A 21302-nucleotide genomic window follows, 5' to 3' on the forward strand; every position below is an offset into this window, starting at 1 on the left:
AATTTCCTTCTTTCTATCAAAAACCTAGCAAACTTCCCCAGTCAAACAAGTCCATGATGGAATGGCAAAATTCCAGCGCCTGCTCTTGGGTCCAGTCTTGAGCCAAGGGCTCAAATACAGCTGTGTAATAAGCTGTCATGCACGATCGCAGAAACTCGTGTTTGACCAAACGATTGATCTTACCCTCTTTGTAAGCTAGCACCAAATAGCGATAAGTCTCGTCAGCAGCCAAATGAGGCAGACGCATCCTGAAGTCCGCTTGCGAAGAACCCTGAGATTTAAAGAGCAAGAGCTGCATAATATCCCTATGCTCATAGAGAATCCGCATCAGGGACTGGAGATCCTCTAAGCGATGAGTCCACATATCAGACAGGTGCCCCTCTTCTAGGAAATCATAGTCACGTCGCTTCTGCTCTTGTCCATACTGGTCTAAGGCTGTCAGAGTAGGCTCAAGCAGAGCAGTAAAGAGATTGTCCTTACTCTCATAGCGCTTATAAAGTGCCCCAGTCGTCAAACCAGCCGCGCGACAAATTCTCCGCAGTGAAGCATTCTGATAGCCATAAGCCAAGAACTCACTCCTCGCGCTTTCCAAGATTTTTTCGTTTAACTCATCTGTTTCTTTTTTCATGGTTTTAATTCGATAACACCGTTATCACCTTTCTTCTTTTATTATAAATTCTGACAATTTAACTGTCAAGGAAAAATAAAAGAGACCGAGAAAGATTTTCATCAGTCCATATCACTTCCTCTTGTAAACATGACAAAAGAGGCTGGGACAAAAGTCCTAGCCTCTCAATTGTCTTTGGATTGTCGAGCAAGACGCAGTGGTTGAGTGGGCTCTACTACGCTGATTTCATCAGCTTTTACAGTCCTACTCAACTGTGCGGAGGTGGGACGACGAAATCGAATTCTAACGAATTACCGATTTCTGTCCCACTCTCTCTATAATTTTACTTTTTATCAGGTGCATAAATCATACCAGTACAGTCAAAATCTTCCTGCCGGCGAAAGCCGAACTCTCGATAAAAAGCTAGATTTTTATCTGACTGCTCCGTCGCCAGCTGGATTTGGTAAACATCCTTAAATTTTTCCAATGTTTTCTGAAGAAGGCTTCGTCCAATCCCCTGACGCTGGTAGTGTGGGTATACCAGCAAATCCTGAATAAAGACAATGGTAAGTCCATCCCCGACTGCTCGAATCAAACCAACCAACTTATCTTCGTCATAGGCCGCCATCAGAAACAAGGACTGATGGAAGGCCTGCTCTAACTGCTGAGGATGATTGGTGTAATTGCTCCAATTAACCGAAGCATAGAGGTCTAGCACTGCCGCAAAATCTAGCTGAGGATTTATTTTATAATGAATCATAGCCCTCTCCTTGTTTTTTCTCTGTTTGATTGCCTAAACTATTCTAAAGCTTTATCGAACTTGAGTCAGCACTCCGTCTTGCATCTCATAAACCTTGTCAACCTCGTCCAGCAGGCGGGTATCATGGGTAATCATGACCACGCTCTTATGGAATTTCTGGGTCACCTCTTTGAGCAAATGAACCACGCGCTTGGCCCTCTCCGTATCCAGACTAGCTGTCGGCTCATCAGCCAAGATAATATCAGGACTATTGTAAAGCGCTCTAGCGATAGCAGCTCTCTGCCGTTCTCCGCCGGACAATTCTTTCGGATACTGCTTGAGTGTTCCTTTTAGATCCAGCAACTCAATCAGACTGTCTAGATCCGTTCTTTCCTTTTTAGATAAGCGGTCAATCAGCTGAAACTGGTCTTCGATTTTCAGAAAAGGTATGAGATTGGAGGCCTGCAAAATGAAGCCGAAATCATTGAAACGCAGAGCAGCCCGTTCCTTTTCCTTGAGCTGGGAAGTATCTTTCCCATGCAGGAAAATCTGTCCTTTTGAAGGTGTTTGTAAATGCCCCAGCAAGGTCAGAAGGGTTGTTTTACCCGATCCTGACGGCCCAATAATAGCTACAAACTGCCCTGCTTCCAGTTGGAAATCAGTTGGTTTCAGGGCTTGAACTAGCGTATGCCCCTGACCATATTCTTTTGTAACCCCTTTTAGTTCTATGATTGACATTTACTCACCTCCAATCGCTGTGATAGGGTCAATTTTCAGAACCCGATGAATGGACAAGAGCCCGCCAGCCAGTGACATGAAAATAATGAGGATAATTAAACCAGCATAAGCTCGCCAGTCACTGTAAAAAGGCATAGAAGCCGGCAAGACTAGCTGGGTTCCCAAGAGAGCCAAGACAGCTAAGCTGATTCCCAGAGTAGACAGGATGAAAATCTGCCAAAAAATAGAAGCAATAATCTTCCCACTGGCAATTCCTTGGGCGCGCATAATACCGTAAAGATGCGTCTTTTGGATGGTAATGATGTACATAAAAATTCCCAATACCAAAAATGTAATCAGAACCATGGCTCCAATCATAAAGGAAAAAGTCAGTACTTGAGGCTGATAACCAGGGATATTTTCTATAAAATCACTCATAGAGAGCTGACTAAGTCCTGCTTCTTCAATCTTCTGACCATCCTTGACCACAAGTGCGCTGATATTCTTAACCTGACTTGAGCCGTACTTTAATTCCCTGAAATCATCTAAATCCATAAAAATTACAGGTTGCGTAAAGAAGCTGTTATCCTCTGTGAAACCAACAACCTGATAGAGGCGCTCACTGCCATTGAGCTGAAGCTGGTCGCCTAGTTTCACACCTTTTTGCTGCAGGCGCTTATCCGCAATGACTTCATAAGCAGTATCAGCAGGACGTCCCTCAATAATGTCAGGCGCTAGAAAACTATCCCAAGAGAGACCAAAAACCTGAGCATTGATTTTATCAGTGCCATCTTCATAATTGGCCACTGCTGACGTTTGTCCCAAAGCAGCGATTGAGTCGCCTTGAAGCAGGCGACTGTACTCCTCTTCCTTGAGAGTCGACGAAACCAGATTCTTATTGGCGTACTCCGACAAAACTATTGACTCAGCCTGCCATTGGTCCAAAGCCAAGCGATTGAGCCTAGCCAAACCAACGGAAAGACTGGATAAAAAGAAAACCATATAGGTAATGAGAAAGACCACAGCAACCACCAAACGATAGCGTCCGCGGCTATAGACAATCTCTTTAAAAGCTAAAAACAAAGCTGTCCTCCTTTGAGATATTCGAGACTATTATACCATAAAGAAGCAAGCTGGAAAAACTATCCTGTCAATCCCCCTGCATATGCTCTCTGACAAAGCCCGCCAGACCGACAGCGGTCACCCTAGCATGAAAATCACTCATTTGCTGAGCCTTATAGCGAGGATGAGCCAGCCAGTAAGTCAGGGTTCCCATAAAGGACGCGGCTTGATGATTCAGGAGCAAGTCCACCTCAACCTCCTCTAAATGTGGATCAGCCAAGGAAATACTCTGCGAGAAAATCTCCCTCACAGCTTCCTGCAACTGACTCGAACTAGTTGGACTGCCATTCGGCCCTAAAAGAATGGCCAAGTCTTCCAAGTAAGGCTCAAAAAAATGAAAAAGATTTTGTTTCTCATGGATATAGTCTTCCACTTTAAAATCCTTTTCTAACTTGAACAAGCAGGCAGATTCTAGAGTCTCTTGATAATAGTCCTGCAAATCACCTAGCAAGCGGTCTTCTATCTTCTCCAGCAGATCATATTTATCCAAATAATGCCGGTAAAAAGTACTGCGATTCACCTCTGCCAAATCAATCAATTGGCGAATGCTGATTGTCTCAAAAGTCTGCTCTTTCATCAACTGCAGCAAGCTAGTCTCTATCCGCTTTTCTGTCTCTCTTCTTTTTTTCTCATACATGCCATTCACCTCAAAATGCAACAGTCTCTCTAAAATTGATGCTTGTCTACCATCCAGCTCCCACTATATAATAAATATAAGCAGAAGACAAGAACAAGAGGATTAAAAATGAAGATTATGATCAATCAAAAAGAAGTCAGTCAAGAAAGAATTGAGCAATGGCGGAAGCAGAGAATCCATAAAGCAGCTAAGATACTTAATCTGCAGCTGCCTAATACTGACAACACGGAGATTTTAGACCAAGTCCTACTGGAAGCAAAAATGAAGCTGACATACGAAGAGCTAATCCAGCAAATCGGAACCAAACTCAAATGGAGCCAATGTTTGATGAAATGGGCGGCCAAATGGTCCAAGAAACCACGAAAAAGAGCTATCATCACGATTTTTGCAAGTGGACTGACTGCTGCTTCTTTCAGTAAAATGCTAGAAAATTTGATGTTAGAAAAGACAAATGTTCATCAACGAGTCAATCTTGGTGCCTGTCCAGACCATTATGCCTTGCAGCCACACGGCAGAAAACTGGAAGTCATTGAGACAGCAGGAAACAGCCCGCTGCCGACACAGTTTTTTCTTAAGCTTGGTGGTGAGGCTGAGATAGAGGAACCTCGCGATGCGTCTTATCCCTTCCAAACTGTCGGTACCGCCAGTCTAGCGGATGGTTGCAATATCGGTGGTATTCGCCATCAGTTTCGCGACACAGAAAAAGGCCTAGAAGCCCGATTCTGCGTCGAATTCCCCAGCCTTTGTCCAGACAGCCTTATCAAAGAACACCAGCTCCATCTGGCCGCCGAATGGTCAAGATGGATAGCTTGGTGCAGAGAACAAAAATAATGAATTTCCTTTCCTAAAAAATACCTACCAAGCCATGCAAAAACAGCCTACTGCCATCTTAAAGAGACCGCAGAAAGGCTGTTTTCTTCTTTACCTAATCAAAAACAATCATGGACTTAATAGTCTTGCGTTCGTCCATATCCTTATAAGCTTGATCGATATCTTCCAGTTTGTAGCTTGAAGTAAAGACGCGACCTGGATTAATATTACCGTCAAGAACTGCCTTAAGCAAGATTTGCTTGTCGTAAGTCGTGACAGAGGCTGCTCCGCCTGCCACTGTAATATTTTGAGCAAAGGTAGAACCGAGAGCTCGGTTATTATAGTGAGGCACACCGACAAAGCCTAAGCGGCCGCCGTTGTGAAGGACTCCTAGAGCTTGATCAACAGCAGCTTCTGTTCCAACACATTCCAAAGCTGCATCAGCACCACCACCTAGAATCTCACGCACTTTGGCAATTCCCTCTTCGCCACGTTCTGCAACAACAGCTGTTGCACCTGATTCCAAGGCCATTTTTTGTCGATCTTCGTGGCGACTCATAAGAACGATTTGGGAAGCACCACGCATTTTAGCAGCAATCACAGCGCACTGCCCCACAGCTCCGTCACCAATCACGACTACCTTATCACCAGGCTTGACGTCTGCCACTCGCGCAGCATGATAGCCAGTTGGCATAACATCAGCCAGTGACAAGAGTGATTTGAGCATTCCTTCTGTATAATCAGAAGGCTGACCAGGGATTTTGATAAGAGCCCAGTTCGCAAATTCGAAGCGCATATATTCTGCCTGCACCCCATTTGACCAGTTATTCCCAATATGAGAATCACAGGTACCGTCAAATCCTGCACGGCAGGCATCACATTGCCCGCATCCATGAGTGAAAGGTGCAATAACGAAGTCACCAGGTTTAACAGTCGTTACTGCATCCCCGATTTCTTCGACAATTCCTATGGCTTCGTGCCCACTATTTTGATGGCCTGCTTCAATATCTGGACTGCGGTAGCGCCATAGGTCAGAGCCACAGACACAGGTCCGAACAATCCGAATAATGGCATCATCTGCCTCAATAATTTGCGGACGATCAATCTCAGTCAGTCCAACTTGACCTGCTTTTGAATAAACTGCCAATTTCATCGTTTCTTCTCCTTTGATATCTTTATAGTAACTATTATACAACTTAGAGCACCCTAGAAGTCAAATTTTTGACATCATTTAAGATAAAATTCTTATAAAAAAAGAGAGTGGGACAGAAATCGGTAATTCGTTAGAATTCGATTTCGTCGTCCCACCTCCGCACAGTTGAGTAGGGCTGTAAAAGCTGATGAAATCAGCGTAGTAGAGCCCACTCAACCACTGCGTCTTGCTCGACAATCCAAAGACAATTGAGAGGCTAGGACTTTTGTCCCAGCCTCTAGTTAGATTTCCTCACTGCTCATCCTGTTGTCCTGAGCAGAATGAGAAGCGCTTTACTGCTTGGTAAAGGTCAGAGTGTCTGGATCATCATCCAATTCGTCCACAATCAGCTGATTGCCATTTTGGCGGTAACTTTTGACATCATCACCGACAATTAGTCTTTGGTTAGCACTATCTACTTGTACTTGCTTGATTTCCTTACTGCCATCAACCTCGGTCTCAGTCCAAGTACCAGTCGTACCATTGATTTCTAGGACATGCTGGTCACCATCATGGTCGGTTGCTTGGTAGAGCCCATCTAGACTTGTAGCCTGCCCTGCATTTGATGATGACGAAGGCTGATTAGAGGAAGATACAGCTGATGACTGCGAAGTCTGATTTTGCGCAGATTGTGATGTTTGGCCTTGTGTATTTTGTGATGAACTAGTATTCCCTCCTTGGTTGGTATTGCCTGAGCAGGCAGCTAATAGGACTGCTGCTGTCAGAGATAGAATTCCGATAAAAGCTTTTTTTGTAATAGTCATATCGCTTTCTCCTTTTTCTACATTTGTAGTTTATACTTATATTCTACACTTGTCTGTTTCATTTGTCAAGAAAAAGCAGTTTTTATTATAAGGAAAATACATCTTAAAGAAATGACTCACTCTGACTGACCTTTGCTATTCAGACGCTGCTTATTCTGTTAGTCTTTCCGAGTTCTCTTGACAAAATAGTTCCCTGTCGTATAATGATTCTTAAAAAGATAAAAGGAGAAGATCATGCCAATCAGAAAAGCCCAAGTCAGCGATATTCCTGCACTCCAAGAACTCCTTCAGCAAATCTTGCTTGTCCACCATCAGGCTCGTCCGGACATTTTCAAGGCCAAAGGAAGCAAGTTTAGCAATGAAGAGCTAGAGAAGATTCTGGGACAAGAGTCCACCCCTATTTTCGTCTTTGAAAGTGAATCCAGAGAAATCCTCGGTCACCTCTTCTGCTCCATCAAGGAACCGAACAGTCCTGTACTCAATCCCATCAAGACACTTTTTATTGAGGATTTATGTGTAGATGAGAAAGCCAGAGGGCAAAAGGTTGGCGAGCAGCTTTACCGCTTTGCGGAAGACTATGCTCGGAAAATCGGCTGCTATAATCTGACTCTCAATGTTTGGAACGACAATGTCGGAGCTCTGCGTTTCTATGAGCGATTAGGGCTTCAGGCTCAGGAAACTGTAATGGAGAAGATACTTTGATTTGAAGGAAAAATTTCAGGAAGCGCGAGCAATAGTTTTCGGCTATACCCTACCAGTATAATTAACTATTTTATTTGCCGAGGAATTTTCGATACAATGGACCATAATCCCTAATGAAAGTGAGAAATCTTATGACAAAATCAAAATTTCAACTGGTTGGATCCCTTCTGCGCCCAGAAAATCTCCGCCAGTATAAGACAGAAATTGAGCACCGCGATGATATTCAGTACCCCTTCTACGACAGCTTCCCAGGCTACCATGAGACGGAGACAGCTGACATCAAGGAGATTATTGCTGAGCAAAAGGCTAAGGGAATTGACATCCTGACGGATGGAGAATACTCCAAGTCTATGTGGCATCTGGACTTTGTCTGGGGACTTAAGGGAATTGAGCGCTACATTGCTGACCACGGCTATACCTTCAAGGACCACGACGGTGGGCAATACGAGACCCGCAAGGACATTGGTATCCGCATCACAGCACCACTCTCTGGTAAAAACCATCACTTTATCGAGATTTATAAGCTAGTCAAGGAAGAGGCTGCTGGTGAAGATACTAAGCTGACTGTCTGGGGGCCTGCCCATGCTTATACTGAGTTAGCTGTCTTTGACCGCTTAGCGGGACCAGGACAAGTTTATGAGACCAATGAAGATTTGAAAAAAGGCTTGATTCAAGCCTATAAGGAATTTTTGGACGACTATAAGGCTGCTGGCGGACAGATTATCCAGTTTGACGACTGTCTCTGGGAACTCTTTGACGAGTCCAATCCTGCTAGCTTCTTTGCGGAGGGGAATGCTAGTCTGGCTGACCTAGCAGACGAGTTTGTCGCTATTAATAACGAAGTCGTAGACTACGCCCATGAGCTTGGACTGACTGTCTGGACCCACAACTGCCGTGGTAACTACGAAAGCCGCTCTGCTGCTGAGGGTACCTACGAAGCTATCGCGGAAAAATTCCTGCGCGACCAACACTATGATCGCTACTTCCTAGAGTGGGACAGTGACGTGGCTGGAGATGTCTCAGCCCTAGCAGCTTTGAAGGACAAAGATGCAGAAGTTGTTTTAGGACTGCTCTCCAGTAAGACGACAAGCTTGGATGACGAAAAACGCGTCCTAGACCTCCTCGAGAAAGCAGCAACTGTTCTACCAAAAGAGCGACTCCTGCTCTCCCACCAATGTGGCTTCGCCTCTTGTGACTCTGGAAACGAACTCACCATTGAGCAACAATGGGCAAAAATCAAACAAGGCCAAGCAATCGCCCAAAAATTCTGGGGATAATAAGCAAAAAAGCGGTGTGACCGCTTTTTTCTATGCTTTTAAAATCAATTGGGAACTGAATTAGATCTCTTTGGTGAACTCCAGTTTCATCTGCACCTGTTCAACATATTAAATCTTGTAGTATCAGGAAAGTTCAATTCGCTTGAGCCAATTTTCAACCAAGGCCGTAAAGAGAGCCTCTTGATCTATCTGTGCATTGTGGCCAGCAAGATCCATCACAGCATGAGTTGCCCTTGGATAATAGTGAGACAGCTGGGCTAACTGCTGGAAGCCCACGACTTGGTCCTGCTTTCCTGCTATAAAAAGGCTGGGCTCGTCATAGCCCTTTTCCTGTATCTCTTGATCCACTTCAAACGAAAAAGAATAGTTTTCTTGCAGCTTTTGGACAAAGGGAGCATTCATCATCTGAAGCCCTGCTAAGATTTCTTTTTCAAACCGTTGATAAGTTTCTTTAGTCTGTAAAATCGCTAAATCAACGAAATCTTCGCTTTTGCCTGCTGTATCAAACCCAACCTCTCTAATTAGCAGGCTGTCTTTTGGCAGAATTCTTTCTTGCGGATTGGGTGCAACTACTGGACAAATAAGCAGCAAACCATCAATCTCCGACCTTTTCTTAGCCAAAATTCCTCTAGCAAGATAGCCACCATAAGACTCTCCAGCTAAGAGAAAGGTGTGTCCGCTGATTACCGTATCTATAAAGTTCAAGAGCATCTCTAAAATCGCATCCGCACTTGCAAAAGCAGGATTGACATCAGACCTACCCATGCCAGGCAAATCTAAATAAATCCTTTTATAGTCAGCATGTTTCTCAAAAATAGGTTCCAAACATCCTTCCATCAATTCAGATGAACAGCCCAAACCATGAATTGCCAAGACTGGCTTTCCTTGACCAATCACTTTATAGTATAATTTATTTCCCTGATAAGTAAAAAACATTTTTTCTCCAATCATACCTTAAAGACACGTTTTGCTCGAGGTGAAGCCTTTATCGAAACCAGTCAAAATAATATTGTTAATAAGCCTAACAAATTATTCTTATCATCTACACCCCTCAAAGCTACTAAACGAGCAAGCTTATTCTTTCCCCTTGATTTCAGAGCTTCATGCCTCATCCCCAAATATCAAGGTCGACTGCTGCAGATAAGGATTGGGATACTTGACTAGCAGGTCCCTTACAGCTCTTACCAAGTCTTTTTGCTCAGCCTGACCTGATTGGTAACGAAGCAAAAGATGCATAAAATCTTCTTTTTCAGTCGTACTCGCTTTTTTCTTAAAATAGCCCCATATATGCTGAAAGGCATTGCTGACCTGACCACGATTTTCAGGCAAGGCTACCGCCTGGTCAATCAAGCCTTGAACATGTGCTGCTTCCACCGAGTCGCTTTTTAGATATTTGCGGATTTCCAGATAGATCTTACTGGAATGACTGAGAACCAGATATTTATTTCTAGCCCAAAGAGTCTGACATTGGGATATTTGGTTTGAATTTTCCATAATTACTTTTCCTACTGATTTTCAATTTCGAATTCTTCTCGTTTCGTCTACATCTTTGCTCGCATCCTAGCAATAAGCTTGCCATAATAGAAAGCAAATCAACTATGATTGGAATAGGATTTCGAAGAGTATTAATCAAAATCCCCAATCACATGACTGGGGAATAGTTCATTAGCGTACCTCTGCGCCGAGTTTTTCGGTCAGGGATTTTTCGATTTTTTCCATATATTTAGCCACTTCTTCGTCGGTCAGGCTGGCTTCTGGATTTTGGAAAGTCAGGCTGTAGGCCATGGATTTGAGGCCGACACCCAGCTTGTCCCCAGAGAAGATATCAAAGAGCTTAATATCTGTCAAGCGCTTAACACCAGCTGCTTGGATTGCATCAAGAACCTCTTGGTGAGTGATTTCTGCCTTGAGCAAGAGGGCCACATCGCGGCTGACAGCTGGGAATTTAGTGATTTCTGTAAATGGCTGTGCTGGCTGGAGCTGCTCTTCGATAGCAGACAGATTGAGCTCAGCCACATAAGTTTCAGAAATATCGTAAGCCTTGGCTGTCGCAGGATGGACTTGGCCTACAAAGCCGACAGGCTGGCCATTGATAGAAATCAGGGCAGTCCGACCTGGATGCAAACTCTTAATCTGGCTACTAGCCGCGTATTCAGCTGTCAAGCCCAATTTAGCAAAGAGTGCTTCCACTACACCCTTAGCATAGAAGAAATCAACTGCTACTGGCTTGGTCTGGAAGTCTTTTTCATTAACCAGACCTGTCAAAGCAAAAGCAAAGCTATTGATTTCATTTGGCAGCTCTTCCTTAGGATTGCCAGTCTGCTCAAAGACTTTTCCAATCTCATAGAGAGCTAGGTTCTTATTTTTACGAGCTACATTGTATGCTAGGGAGTCCAAAATGCCAGAAACCATGTTCTGACGAAGAACGGAGCGCTCCACTGTCATCGGCCACATAAGCTCAGTCAAGTTGCTAGGATTGATAGTAAATTCAACCGCCTTTTCTGGCGTCGTCAAAGCGTAGGTGATGATTTCTGTCAGCCCAGCTCCTTCTGCTAAGGTCCGTACTTGACGGCGCAGTTGCTGCGTTTCAGTCAATTCACCGGCAGTCCCGTCATCTTTTGGCAGGCTAGCTGGTAATTTGTCATAACCGTAAATGCGGGCAATTTCTTCATAGAGATCCGCTTCGATTGAAATATCCCAACGACGGCGAGGGACACTGACAGTGAACTGTTCAGCATTTCCTGACAAGCCAAAGCCAAGTCTGCGGAAGACATCCACAATATCTGTATAAAGCAAGTCTGTTCCCAGCACACGGTTGACATCCGCGAGACTGGACACCACTTCTACATCACTAGTGTCTAAGCTACCAGCGGATACGATACCAGCCTGAACGGTTGCACCTGCCAAGTCCGCAATCATACTTGCTGCCGCGTCCAAAGCTTCATTGACAGTTGCTACATTGATGCCTTTTTCAAAGCGGGAAGATGATTCCGAACGCAGATTAAGGCGACCGCTGGTCTTGCGGATTGATTTTCCATCAAAAACAGCCGCCTCCAGAACAACACGAGTAGACTGGCCAGAGATTTCAGTCGCTGCTCCGCCCATGACACCAGCCAAAGCCACTGGCTTATCTGCCACAGTAATGACTAGGTCGCTAACTTCCAGCTCGTGCTCTTCGCCGTCCAGTGTCACCAATTTTTCACCAGCACGCGCTTCCCGCACGACAATCTGGTCACCCTCAAAAGTATCCAAATCAAAGGCATGCATGGGCTGACCAAAGTAGAGCAGGATGTAGTTGGTCACGTCCACTACATTGTTAATCGGACGGATTCCTTCGTTCATGAGGAGATTTTGTAGCCACTGAGGACTTGGGGCAATGGTGACATTTTCCAAGATACGAGCCGCGTAGTAAGGGGCTTTCTCTGTCTCAAGGGCTACTGAAAGAATGTCAGCTGTCTGCTTTTCATTTTCCACCAGCGGAAAATCTTTGAAATGTACTGACTTGTCATAAATCGCAGCCACTTCATGAGCCACGCCACGCATAGACAGAGCATCTGCCCGGTTTGGTGTGATAGAAAGCTCGATAATCTCATCGTCCAAGTCCAGATAAGAGAATACTTCCTCACCTGGCACTGCTTCTTCAGGCAGGATTTGAATGCCATCCGCAAATTCCTTTGGCACAACAGAATCAGAAATACCCAGCTCACCCAGAGAGCAGATCATGCCCAGTGACTCCAAGCCACGGATTTTCCCTTTTTTAATCTTATAATTATCCGCAATGCGAGCACCCGGCAGAGCCACCATGACCTTGATGCCTGCGCGAACATTTGGAGCACCGCAGACAATCTGACGGTTCTCCTCTTCTCCGACATTGACTTGACAAACATGCAGGTGGGTATCAGGAACATCCTCACACGATACCACCTCACCAACGACAATTTTTGACAGGCCAGCAGCTGGTGAGGTCACACCTTCCACTTCAATTCCTGTCGTTGACATTTTCTCAGCCAGCTCAGCGCTCGCCACATCAATGTCTACTAACTCTTTTAACCACTTATAACTTACTAGCATATTTAAGATATTAAGACCGGCCAATTGCTAAGACAATTGGTAAAAGCGACCAAATTTTAGGGATTTGTCTGAAATCCTGATTTCATAAACAAATCATCTAAATTTCGAGCTTTTAGGTCGTATTCATTTCCTCTCTTTAAATTTTCTGCACTTGTGCTGTGCCATTACTACAAAGGATACCAAGGGCGTCAAAAACGACTGAAAAACAGGAGATTTGCTAAACATTCGACGAATGATCGCAAATCTATCTTTTTTCCGAGTTTTTAGCCCGAGTTCAATTCCTTTCTCTATTCTATCGCTGAGGGACTAGACCCACTAAATTTTAGGGATTTGTCTGAAATCCTGATTTCATAAACAAATCATCTAAATTTTAAGCTTTTAGGTCGTATCATTTCCTCTCTTTAAATTTTCTTATTTATTTCAATTTCTTGCGCAGTAGCCAGCCTGCATCTACTCTATCACCAGTGATATAATCATGCCGACCAAACTTTTCAAAACCGTATTTAGAGTAAAATTCCTGAGCTCTAAAGTTCTTCTCCCAGACGCCCAGCCAAATCCAGTCAAAACCTCGTTTTTTGGCTTCTTCCAAAGCAAACTCAAACAATTTCTTACCCAAACCCTGGCCAAGATAGGCTTTCAAGACATAGATTCGCTGAACCTCAAAGGCTTGTGGCAATTCGTGCTCCGTTTGAGCCTGTCCCCAGTTAACCTTTAGAAAACCAGCAATTTCACCGTCTTTGACAACAAAATAAGTCTCTGACTCAGGATCTGCCAGTTCCTTTTCGATAGTTGCAAGTGACAGCTCATTGTCAAAATAATGAGCCAAGTCCTCCTCACCGAAAAAGGGACCGAAGGTCTCTTGATAAGTTTGGACTTCCACATCTCTCAGGAGGTTCGCCTCTTCTTTTTTGACTCTGACTAGCATACTGCACTCCTTTCTCTATTCTATCGCTGAGAAACTTGACCAACCAAATTTTAGGTTCTATTCATTTCCTCACTATATTTTGTCTTTTATTTCAATTTCTTGCGCAGCAGCCAGTCTGTGTCTACTGTCTCACCAGTGATATAGTCATGCTGGCTGAATTTTTCAAAGCCGTATTTGAAGTAAAAATCTTGAGCTCTAAAATTCTTTTCCCAGACGCCCAGCCAGACCCAGTAAAAGCCTCGTTTCTCGGCTTCTTCCAAGGCAAATTCAAACATCTCCTTGCCCAAGCCCTGACCGTGATAGGCTTTCAAAACGTAAATTCGCTGAACCTCAAAAGCCTGTGGCAGTTCTTGCTCTGTTTGAGCCTGTCCCCAGTTTAACTTGAGAAAACCAGCAATTTCACCCTCTTTGACAACAAAATAAGTCTCTGATTCAGGGTCTGCCAGTTCCTTTTCGATAGTTGCAAGCGACAGCTCATTGTCAAAATAATGAGCCATATCAGCTTCCTTGATAAATGGGCCAAAGGTTTCTTGATAGGTCGCGACCTCCAACTCCCGCAGGAGGCTCGCTTCTTCTTTTTTGACTCTGACTAGCATACTGCACTCCTTTCTCAGAAAAGCTGCATTTATGAATACAGGTTTCTACTTAAACTGCTGAGAAAAACGAATATCTCCTTGGTAGAAGCCACGAATGTCGTTGATACCGTAGCGAAGCATAGCTACTCGCTCTTGACCAAGACCAAAGGCAAATCCAGAATATTTCTCTGCATCAATACCGCTCATTTCCAACACGCGCGGATGCACCATACCAGCTCCCATAATCTCAATCCAGCCGGTCTTCTTGCAGACATTACAGCCTGCACCACCACACTTAAAGCAGGAAACATCCACTTCAACAGACGGCTCTGTGAATGGGAAATAAGAAGGACGCAGACGGATACTACGGTCTTGGCCGAACATCTTCTGGACAATCAGCTGCAGCGTTCCTTGTAAGTTGGCCATGGAAATATTTTCTCCAACCACCAAGCCTTCAATCTGATGGAACTGGTGGGAGTGAGTCGCATCATCGGTATCCCGGCGGAAGACACGTCCTGGTGAAATCATCTTGAGCGGTCCCTTAGAAAAGTCATGGGCGTCCATAGCTCGCGCCTGTACCGGACTGGTATGAGTTCTGAGCAGAATCTCCTCTGTAATGTAGAAAGTGTCCTGCATATCCCGTGCTGGGTGGTCCTTAGGCAGATTCATCCGCTCAAAGTTGTAATAGTCCTTTTCCACTTCAAAGCCGTCCACGACCTGATAGCCCATCCCGATGAAAATATCTTCGATTTCCTCACTGGTTTGACTTAGAATATGGCGGTTCCCTACCGGAATTTGACGACCTGGCAGGGTCACGTCTAAGGATTCCTCAGCCAGTTTCAGAGCTACTAATTGCTCTTCCATCTCTTGAGCTGTCTTTTCAAAGGCTGCTGTCAGAATATCACGCGCTTCATTGACGTGCTTTCCAATAATCGGCCGCATTTCAGCTGAAATATCCTTCATCCCTTTCAGGACTTCAGTCAGCGAACCCTTCTTACCTAAGACTGCTACACGCAAATCCTGAAGTTCCTTTTGATTCTCAGCCTTGAGCTGCTTGAGAGAAGCTAGAGTCTCTTCGCGCAGGCTTTTCAATTGTTCTTCAATCGTTTTCGTCATTTTCCCTCCAAAATAAAAAGCGCGCCAATCTCCATAAGCGGAGCGTTGACACGCGGTACCATCCGTTTTTTATCTGGCAAGCCAGACCTTACTTATCAATCCTAGAGCAAGTGAATTCGCCTAGCTTTCATCTAGAGAGCTTTCAGTCGCTGGCTCCCCTCCCTGTTAAACTTCCCCTAGGTTACTGGTCTTGCGGATTGCTATTCAGTTATACTTCATTCTAACAGATTTCTAAACATTTCGCAAGCTAATCCAGCTGATTTCTACATTGAACTAAACCTCTACCCTTTCATCCTCTTTTTGAAAATCCAGACAGAAGGGATAAAGAATAGGAAAGCATAGAGCAGAACCCAAAAAAGATGAGGCAAAAGTGAATTCAAATTTTGAGCCAATGCCAACTGAACAGCCTTTGCTGCATGGGCAAATGGCAAGGCATTGCAAAATGCTTCAAAACCACCTCCTATCATCTCAATCGGAAGCACTGCTCCACTGAGAAAAACCGTGGCATTGACAAGAATAGTTCCAAAACCACTGACTGCATTACTGCTAGAGAAAGCTGAGCCTAGCAGCAGTCCTAAGGAAATAAAGAGCAGAGCTACTGGGATCAAAACCAAGAGGACGTACAAAGTACCCAGATTTAAGGATAAGCCAAAAATCATTGCAGTTGCAAAACTAGCTATGCCCTGTAAAAGAGCCAGAGGCAGAACTGGAATCGAATATCCTAAGATATAATCCACACTTCTAAGCGGAGTTGATAGCAGCCGCATGAGAAAAGAGCTATTGCGGTCTGTGGCCATTAAACTGCCAACAAAAATAGTCAGCCAGGAAGCACCAAACACCATCATACTTGGGGCAAAATTTTCAATGGAAAATATAGCTGGCATCCCTTTGAGGCTCTGTTTCATAAGGGACAGGGCGATAATCAGAAAGACAGGAAAACCAATTCCCATCAGACTGCTGACATAATCACGCATGATTTCTTTGAAATTGCGCTTTGCAAAAATGAAGGCTCTCATGCTAATTCCCCTCCTTCCGTATAGGACAGAAAGGCCTCTTCAAAATCCTTCTTGCCGGAAGCTTGGATAATTTCCTCCGCTGTCCCCAAGATCTGCACCACTCCCTTATCCATAATGCAGAGTCGGTCGGCCAAAGCCTCGGCTTCTTCTAGATAATGGGTGGTCAGAATCACTGTAACTTTTCCCTTTAGTTGCTCAATATTCTTCCATAACTCCCTTCTAGCCCGTACATCCAGCCCCAAGGTCGGCTCGTCCAGAAACAAAATCTTGGGCTGACTGATTAGAGCCATTGCAATACTAAGCTTGCGCTGCCAGCCACCTGACAGCGACTTGGCTCGATCATGCTGCCTATCCGTCAGGTCAAATGTCTCCATCAGATGCTCTGTCTTTTGCGCCGCTTCTTCCTTAGAAAATCCATATAGACGAGCAATCATCTCCAGATTTTCCTTGACTGTCAGCTTGGGAGCAACAGCTGTTTCCTGAGGTGAAACATTAATCATTTCCTTGACAGCACCTTCCTCCTTGCGAACGCTATGACCTAGCATCAGGGCATCTCCTGCTGTCGGTTCAACTAGACAGGACAGCATCTTAATCGTTGTTGTCTTCCCCGCACCATTAGAGCCCAGCATGGCAAAGAATTCACCCTCTTCAATTTTTAGATTCAAACCATCAACAACCGTCTTTAAGCCGTATTGCTTGGTCAAATCCTGCATCTCAACTGCATACATAAGGACATCTCCTTTCATCAGATATGAGGAACTAAAAAACGAAATGTTATTTAAAGATATGACTTTGACATCTAAAGCTAGTCACAACTTACTCACTTAGCTAAAAACTAAGCTATTTAAACTCAATCTCGAAAGAGTTTGGTATGATTTGTATAACTTCTTATACTTATTATACACCCATTCATTAGTAGTAGCAAATAAAAGCAAAAGAAAAAATCTGCGTGAGCAGATTTCTATTTTATAAATCACTTTTTGAATTTTTGTCTCCATTGAAAGTCTGATTAAATAGATCTTCATAGAGCTCGTAACGCTGGATGGCAATGCCTTGCTGGGCATCTGCAAAGAGGACCAGAGCATCCCCAGGTTGAATTTCAAACATATCTCTCACTTCTTTGGGAATAACAATCTGCCCCTTGGGACCAACCTTGACCGATCCCATATAGCGGTTTTTTTGAATATCTTCTTCCATTCTTTCTTGACTAACTCCCTTTCCGCTTCTATCTTTTCGTAAAATCTACTAGAGCAAACTGCATTTCATTTGCTCTTCCCATTCACTTGAGCCAATTCTATTATACAACTGCGAGAAAGGTTTTACAAGAAGAGACTATCGAGAAAAAGAAGCCTGTCAAGCAATAGACTTCCTTCTTTCTATTTAATCACTTGTCCTGCTTCTTTCAGAACATCTTCTGGTACAGTAATGCCAAGTTCTTTGGCATTTTTGGTATTGATAACAGATTTACCTGTATCGAAAATATCTACTGCAGTGTCAGCAGGTTTAGCACCTTTAAGGACTTTAGCTGCCATCTTACCAGTCGCAACACCTAGGTCATACTGGTCTACAACGACAGAGGCAAGGCCTCCCTCTTCTACCATGGCTGTCGCACTTGGATAAATCGGTTTCTTAGCTTCTTTATTGCTGGACACAACTGTCGCAAAAGCTGACGCAATGGTATTGTCAATTGGAATCCAGATAGCATCAACCTTACCAGTCATGACATTCATGGTTGAAGCAATTTCATTGGTTGAAGGAACAGAGTATTCCTCTACCTTGTAGCCTGCCTCTTCAGCCAATTTTTTGAACTCTTCTACCTGAGCTTTGGAGTTGTCTTCGCTGCTAGAGTAGAGCGCACCGATAGTTTTGACATCTGGAGTCAATTTTTTAATCAGCTCTAACTGTTGCTTAGCTGGATTGCGGTCAGAGACACCCGTGATATTGCCACCTGGCTTGTCCAGATTTTTCACTAGATTTGCTCCAACTGGATCTGTGATAGCTCCCATGACAATAGGCTTGTCCTTAGTAGCTGCAGCCAGTCCTTGTGCAGACGGAGTCGCAATACCAATCAGCACATCATTGTCATTGGAAACCAGCTGCTTGCTCATAGTAGAGACCTTACTCTGATCCCCCTCAGCATTCATAAAGTCAATCTTAATCTTGTCTCCCTTATAGCCTTCCTCAGCCAAACCATCCTGAATCCCCTTGTAAATCAAATCCAGCGAAGGGTGGCTGACATACTGCAGCACGCCGACCTTGACTGTCTGACTGTCACCACTAGTCTTAGTGGTGTTGCCTTTGCTGTTCAAGCTAGAATAGACAATCCCACCGATTGCCAAAACAGCCAAAAGGCCTAAGATAGTTACTAATCGTTTATTTTTCATGTTCTTTCTCCATTTCTATGTTTTATATTTTTTCTGTTTAATCCCTAGGGACGCCATCGTTTAAACATAGGCAATTCTCCTTGTTTTTTATAATAAGCAACAAAAAATCCTCACACAGGTATTCTGTGTGAGGGCGAAAATCGCGGTGCCACCTCAATTATGGAAAATAGCTAATATTCCCCATGTCTCTATCTTGTCATCAAACAAGCTGCACTGTAAGGTGTGCCTACCGAATTCTTATTGTTTCAAATTCATTTTATCAATTAGCCCAATTTCGTAAAGATTTGCTGCTTATTCCCACCAACCACAAGCTCGCTATAAACAAATGCATCTACTACTTTTCTAATTTCCTATATTTTAAGTTTTTCCTGAAAGGATGTCAAGATCTTTTTGAAAATTTTTATAAAATGTTCGGATTTGATTTATAGAGGCAGTTATAGGCAAAAATTAAATTGCTTTTTAGCGAGACTTTAGAAGCTTTTAACTTGGTTTTTTGTTATAATTTTCTTTAGCAACTTTCAAGGAGAAAAACATGTCTTTCGACGGATTTTTTTTACACCATATGACTGAGGAGCTCCGCCGCGAATTGCTGGGTGGCCGTATTCAGAAGATTAATCAGCCCTTTGAACAGGAGCTGGTTTTACAGATTCGCAGCAACCGCCAAAGCCACAAGCTGCTCCTATCAGCCCACTCGGTCTTTGGGCGCGTCCAGCTGACAGATACCACGTTTGAAAATCCAGCTGTTCCCAATACCTTTATCATGGTGATGCGCAAATACCTGCAGGGCGCTGTTATTGAAGCTATCCAGCAGGTAGAGAATGACCGGATTTTGGAAATCAGCGTCTCCAATAAGAACGAAATTGGCGATAGCGTGGCTGTGACTCTGGTCATCGAAATCATGGGCAAGCACAGCAATATCATTCTCTTGGACAAGGCTAGCGACAAGATTATTGAGGCCATCAAACATGTCGGATTTTCACAAAATAGCTATCGAACCATCCTGCCAGGCTCAACTTATGTCGCACCGCCTCAGTCTGGCAGTCTCAACCCTTTCACTGTGGGCGATGAAAAGCTCTTTGAAATACTGCATACTGAAGACTTAGAGCCCAAACGCCTGCAGCAAATTTTTCAGGGATTGGGCCGGGATACGTCTACTGAACTCAGTGGCCGTCTGACAGCTGACAAGCTCAAAACTTTCCGAGCCTTCTTTGCCAGTCCGACTCAGCCTAGCCTAACCGAAAAATCCTTCGCTGCTCTGCTATTTTCCGACAGCAAGACCCAAATCTCCACCTTATCCGAGCTTTTAGACACTTTCTACAAGGACAAGGCGGAGCGCGATCGGGTCAACCAGCAGGCCAGCGAACTGATTCGCCGAGTAGAAAATGAGTTGGAAAAGAACCGAAAAAAGCTGGGCAAGCAAGAGGAAGAGCTCTTAGCAACGGAGAATGCAGAAGAATTCCGCCAAAAAGGGGAGCTTTTGACCACCTTTCTCCATCAGGTGCCCAACAATCAGGACCAGGTTGAGTTGGATAATTACTACACAGGTGAGAAGATTATGATCTCGCTTGACAAAGCCCTGACTCCCAACCAAAATGCCCAGCGCTATTTTAAACGCTACCAGAAGCTCAAGGAAGCTGTCAAACACCTGACCAGCTTAATTGAGGAGACACGGACTACGATTCTCTACCTAGAGAGCGTGGAAACAGCCCTTGCTCAGGCCAGCCTGACTGAAATTGCGGAAATTCGGGAGGAACTAATCCAGACTGGCTTTATCCGTCGACGCCAGAGAGAGAAAATCCAGAAAAGGCAGAAACCGGAGAAATATTTGTCAACAGATGGCCAAACCATTATCCTAGTTGGCCGCAACAATCTACAAAATGATGAGCTGACGTTTAAGATTGCCAAGAAGGACGAGCTTTGGTTTCACGCCAAGGATATTCCAGGTAGTCATGTGGTCATCACAGGCAATCTCCAACCCAGCGATGAAGTCAAGACTGACGCTGCTGAGCTGGCGGCCTACTTCTCCAAGGCCAGACTCTCTAATCTGGTCCAAGTAGATATGATTGAGACTAGAAAGCTCAACAAACCAACCGGTGGAAAGCCAGGATTTGTCACCTATACAGGCCAGAAAACCCTGCGCGTCACACCAGATGCAGAAAAGATTAAGAGTATGAAGATGTAGACTTATCTTCTTTGAAAATAGGTCATTCTTGGCAGCGAGACAGGCATTAGTAAACGGAAACATTCTGTTTCTCTCTATCACGCTAATTATGTGATACTAATAAAGAGGTAAAACTTACGTTCTACCTCTTTTTTGCGTTCTCGTGAAATTCCTCTTGTTCAAGAAGGAAATTTCTTCAAGCTTACCTTAGTCTTCAGACTTTTTCTTTTTCTTGTCTAAGCCAATCAGTCCCAAACCTGATACTCCCGCAAGTAAGCTTGCTGCCAAGTAGGAGGTTTCTTCTGTACCTGTCTTAGGAAGGGATTTTGCACTCTCACTCTTAGAAAGTGACGGTGGTGCAGGCGTAATCGTCCGATCTGGCTGAACAGGATTTTCTGTCACAGTCGGAACGTAAACCGCTGAAATCGTCTGACCATTGCGGTCTTTGCGAATCACTGTTACGCCGTCAGCTTGACCGACAAAGCCC

General features: G+C 44.2%; 22 protein-coding genes. 4 read left to right on the forward strand and 18 right to left on the reverse strand.

Translation table 11 applies throughout. The annotated features are described in order from the left end of the window. Positions 1-16: 16 nt before the first annotated feature. From RG608_RS01370 to RG608_RS01390, 5 genes are all read right to left on the reverse strand, one after another. Positions 17-628: a TetR/AcrR family transcriptional regulator gene (locus RG608_RS01370; protein WP_308946455.1), complete on the reverse strand. Its 612-nt coding sequence runs from the start codon at positions 626-628 to the stop codon at positions 17-19. A 322-nt stretch (positions 629-950) separates the two neighbouring features. Continuing rightward, complete coding sequence (locus RG608_RS01375) at positions 951-1367, reverse strand: GNAT family N-acetyltransferase (protein ID WP_308946456.1); 417 nt, start codon at positions 1365-1367, stop codon at positions 951-953. A gap of 51 nt (positions 1368-1418) precedes the next feature. Next, positions 1419-2084: an ABC transporter ATP-binding protein gene (locus tag RG608_RS01380; protein ID WP_125332061.1), complete on the reverse strand. Its 666-nt coding sequence runs from the start codon at positions 2082-2084 to the stop codon at positions 1419-1421. Beyond that, complete coding sequence (locus RG608_RS01385; protein WP_268686551.1) at positions 2085-3146, reverse strand: ABC transporter permease; 1062 nt, start codon at positions 3144-3146, stop codon at positions 2085-2087. 67 nt (positions 3147-3213) lie between these two features. Beyond that, a complete protein-coding gene (locus RG608_RS01390) occupies positions 3214-3822 on the reverse strand; it encodes a TetR/AcrR family transcriptional regulator (RefSeq protein WP_268686550.1) in 609 nt (202 codons plus the stop codon). 108 nt (positions 3823-3930) lie between these two features. Between RG608_RS01390 and RG608_RS01395 the strand changes: the two genes are divergently transcribed. Next, on the forward strand, positions 3931-4653 hold the full coding sequence (locus tag RG608_RS01395) for a hypothetical protein (RefSeq protein WP_268686549.1): 723 nt from the start codon (positions 3931-3933) through the stop codon (positions 4651-4653). A gap of 94 nt (positions 4654-4747) precedes the next feature. Here RG608_RS01395 and RG608_RS01400 read toward each other — a convergent pair whose 3' ends face one another. Then, positions 4748-5785: a zinc-binding dehydrogenase gene (locus RG608_RS01400; RefSeq protein ID WP_268686548.1), complete on the reverse strand. Its 1038-nt coding sequence runs from the start codon at positions 5783-5785 to the stop codon at positions 4748-4750. A 332-nt stretch (positions 5786-6117) separates the two neighbouring features. Then, positions 6118-6588, reverse strand: a complete 471-nt coding sequence (locus RG608_RS01405; protein ID WP_268686547.1) for an SP_0198 family lipoprotein — start codon at positions 6586-6588, stop codon at positions 6118-6120. A 234-nt stretch (positions 6589-6822) separates the two neighbouring features. Here RG608_RS01405 and RG608_RS01410 point away from each other — a divergent pair, with 234 nt between their 5' ends. Together RG608_RS01410 and RG608_RS01415 are read left to right on the forward strand one after the other, a co-directional pair. Then, positions 6823-7290: a GNAT family N-acetyltransferase gene (locus RG608_RS01410; protein WP_268686546.1), complete on the forward strand. Its 468-nt coding sequence runs from the start codon at positions 6823-6825 to the stop codon at positions 7288-7290. A 131-nt stretch (positions 7291-7421) separates the two neighbouring features. Beyond that, positions 7422-8567, forward strand: coding sequence for a cobalamin-independent methionine synthase II family protein (locus tag RG608_RS01415; protein ID WP_268686545.1), 1146 nt, complete (start codon positions 7422-7424; stop codon positions 8565-8567). 123 nt (positions 8568-8690) lie between these two features. Here RG608_RS01415 and RG608_RS01420 read toward each other — a convergent pair whose 3' ends face one another. From RG608_RS01420 to trpX, 10 genes are all read right to left on the reverse strand, one after another. Beyond that, positions 8691-9518 carry an alpha/beta fold hydrolase gene (locus RG608_RS01420; RefSeq protein ID WP_268686544.1) on the reverse strand — a complete coding sequence of 276 codons (828 nt, stop codon included), beginning with the start codon at positions 9516-9518 and terminating at the stop codon, positions 8691-8693. A gap of 150 nt (positions 9519-9668) precedes the next feature. Further along, a complete protein-coding gene (locus RG608_RS01425) occupies positions 9669-10061 on the reverse strand; it encodes a YbgA family protein (protein ID WP_268686543.1) in 393 nt (130 codons plus the stop codon). Between the two features lie 171 nt (positions 10062-10232). After that, the gene (pheT, locus tag RG608_RS01430; protein ID WP_374989831.1) at positions 10233-12662 is read right to left on the reverse strand and encodes a phenylalanine--tRNA ligase subunit beta; all 2430 of its coding nucleotides are present in this window, start codon (positions 12660-12662) and stop codon (positions 10233-10235) included. 391 nt (positions 12663-13053) lie between these two features. Then, entirely contained in the window at positions 13054-13563 is a 510-nt protein-coding gene (locus RG608_RS01435; RefSeq protein WP_268686541.1) for an N-acetyltransferase, read from the reverse strand. 86 nt (positions 13564-13649) lie between these two features. Further along, entirely contained in the window at positions 13650-14159 is a 510-nt protein-coding gene (locus RG608_RS01440; RefSeq protein WP_268686540.1) for a GNAT family N-acetyltransferase, read from the reverse strand. 45 nt (positions 14160-14204) lie between these two features. Beyond that, complete coding sequence (gene pheS, locus RG608_RS01445; protein ID WP_002904274.1) at positions 14205-15254, reverse strand: phenylalanine--tRNA ligase subunit alpha; 1050 nt, start codon at positions 15252-15254, stop codon at positions 14205-14207. A gap of 281 nt (positions 15255-15535) precedes the next feature. Next, the gene (locus tag RG608_RS01450) at positions 15536-16270 is read right to left on the reverse strand and encodes an ABC transporter permease (protein WP_268686539.1); all 735 of its coding nucleotides are present in this window, start codon (positions 16268-16270) and stop codon (positions 15536-15538) included. Beyond that, a complete protein-coding gene (locus RG608_RS01455; RefSeq protein ID WP_308946457.1) occupies positions 16267-17016 on the reverse strand; it encodes an ABC transporter ATP-binding protein in 750 nt (249 codons plus the stop codon). Before RG608_RS01455 ends, RG608_RS01450 begins: the two co-directional genes overlap by 4 nt. Before the next feature lie 220 nt (positions 17017-17236). Further along, on the reverse strand, positions 17237-17467 hold the full coding sequence (locus RG608_RS01460) for an AbrB/MazE/SpoVT family DNA-binding domain-containing protein (protein WP_002910015.1): 231 nt from the start codon (positions 17465-17467) through the stop codon (positions 17237-17239). A gap of 179 nt (positions 17468-17646) precedes the next feature. Further along, positions 17647-18654, reverse strand: a complete 1008-nt coding sequence (gene trpX, locus RG608_RS01465; protein ID WP_223310774.1) for a tryptophan ABC transporter substrate-binding protein — start codon at positions 18652-18654, stop codon at positions 17647-17649. A gap of 532 nt (positions 18655-19186) precedes the next feature. On the opposite strand from trpX, the gene fbpA reads away from it, so the two are divergent. After that, on the forward strand, positions 19187-20836 hold the full coding sequence (gene fbpA, locus RG608_RS01470; protein WP_268686536.1) for an Rqc2 family fibronectin-binding protein FbpA: 1650 nt from the start codon (positions 19187-19189) through the stop codon (positions 20834-20836). Between the two features lie 186 nt (positions 20837-21022). Here the strand turns inward: fbpA and RG608_RS01475 are convergent. After that, positions 21023-21302: LPXTG cell wall anchor domain-containing protein (locus tag RG608_RS01475; protein WP_308946458.1), on the reverse strand; the 280-nt coding region annotated here is incomplete at its 5' end.

The organism is Streptococcus sp. IsoGale022, assembly GCF_031142805.1.
Lineage (GTDB): Bacteria > Bacillota > Bacilli > Lactobacillales > Streptococcaceae > Streptococcus > Streptococcus sanguinis_A.

Coding starts and splice junctions, on each gene's coding strand:
- RG608_RS01420 (WP_268686544.1), bottom strand. CDS start 9,518: ATGATTGGAGAAAAAATGTTTTTTACTTATCAGGGAAATAAATTATAC.
- RG608_RS01375 (WP_308946456.1), bottom strand. CDS start 1,367: ATGATTCATTATAAAATAAATCCTCAGCTAGATTTTGCGGCAGTGCTA.
- RG608_RS01455 (WP_308946457.1), bottom strand. CDS start 17,016: ATGAAAGGAGATGTCCTTATGTATGCAGTTGAGATGCAGGATTTGACC.
- RG608_RS01405 (WP_268686547.1), bottom strand. CDS start 6,588: ATGACTATTACAAAAAAAGCTTTTATCGGAATTCTATCTCTGACAGCA.
- RG608_RS01390 (WP_268686550.1), bottom strand. CDS start 3,822: ATGTATGAGAAAAAAAGAAGAGAGACAGAAAAGCGGATAGAGACTAGC.
- RG608_RS01435 (WP_268686541.1), bottom strand. CDS start 13,563: ATGCTAGTCAGAGTCAAAAAAGAAGAGGCGAACCTCCTGAGAGATGTG.
- RG608_RS01425 (WP_268686543.1), bottom strand. CDS start 10,061: ATGGAAAATTCAAACCAAATATCCCAATGTCAGACTCTTTGGGCTAGA.
- fbpA (WP_268686536.1), top strand. CDS start 19,187: ATGTCTTTCGACGGATTTTTTTTACACCATATGACTGAGGAGCTCCGC.
- RG608_RS01400 (WP_268686548.1), bottom strand. CDS start 5,785: ATGAAATTGGCAGTTTATTCAAAAGCAGGTCAAGTTGGACTGACTGAG.
- RG608_RS01370 (WP_308946455.1), bottom strand. CDS start 628: ATGAAAAAAGAAACAGATGAGTTAAACGAAAAAATCTTGGAAAGCGCG.
- pheS (WP_002904274.1), bottom strand. CDS start 15,254: ATGACGAAAACGATTGAAGAACAATTGAAAAGCCTGCGCGAAGAGACT.
- RG608_RS01460 (WP_002910015.1), bottom strand. CDS start 17,467: ATGGAAGAAGATATTCAAAAAAACCGCTATATGGGATCGGTCAAGGTT.
- RG608_RS01440 (WP_268686540.1), bottom strand. CDS start 14,159: ATGCTAGTCAGAGTCAAAAAAGAAGAAGCGAGCCTCCTGCGGGAGTTG.
- RG608_RS01450 (WP_268686539.1), bottom strand. CDS start 16,270: ATGAGAGCCTTCATTTTTGCAAAGCGCAATTTCAAAGAAATCATGCGT.
- RG608_RS01380 (WP_125332061.1), bottom strand. CDS start 2,084: ATGTCAATCATAGAACTAAAAGGGGTTACAAAAGAATATGGTCAGGGG.
- RG608_RS01415 (WP_268686545.1), top strand. CDS start 7,422: ATGACAAAATCAAAATTTCAACTGGTTGGATCCCTTCTGCGCCCAGAA.
- RG608_RS01395 (WP_268686549.1), top strand. CDS start 3,931: ATGAAGATTATGATCAATCAAAAAGAAGTCAGTCAAGAAAGAATTGAG.
- RG608_RS01410 (WP_268686546.1), top strand. CDS start 6,823: ATGCCAATCAGAAAAGCCCAAGTCAGCGATATTCCTGCACTCCAAGAA.
- trpX (WP_223310774.1), bottom strand. CDS start 18,654: ATGAAAAATAAACGATTAGTAACTATCTTAGGCCTTTTGGCTGTTTTG.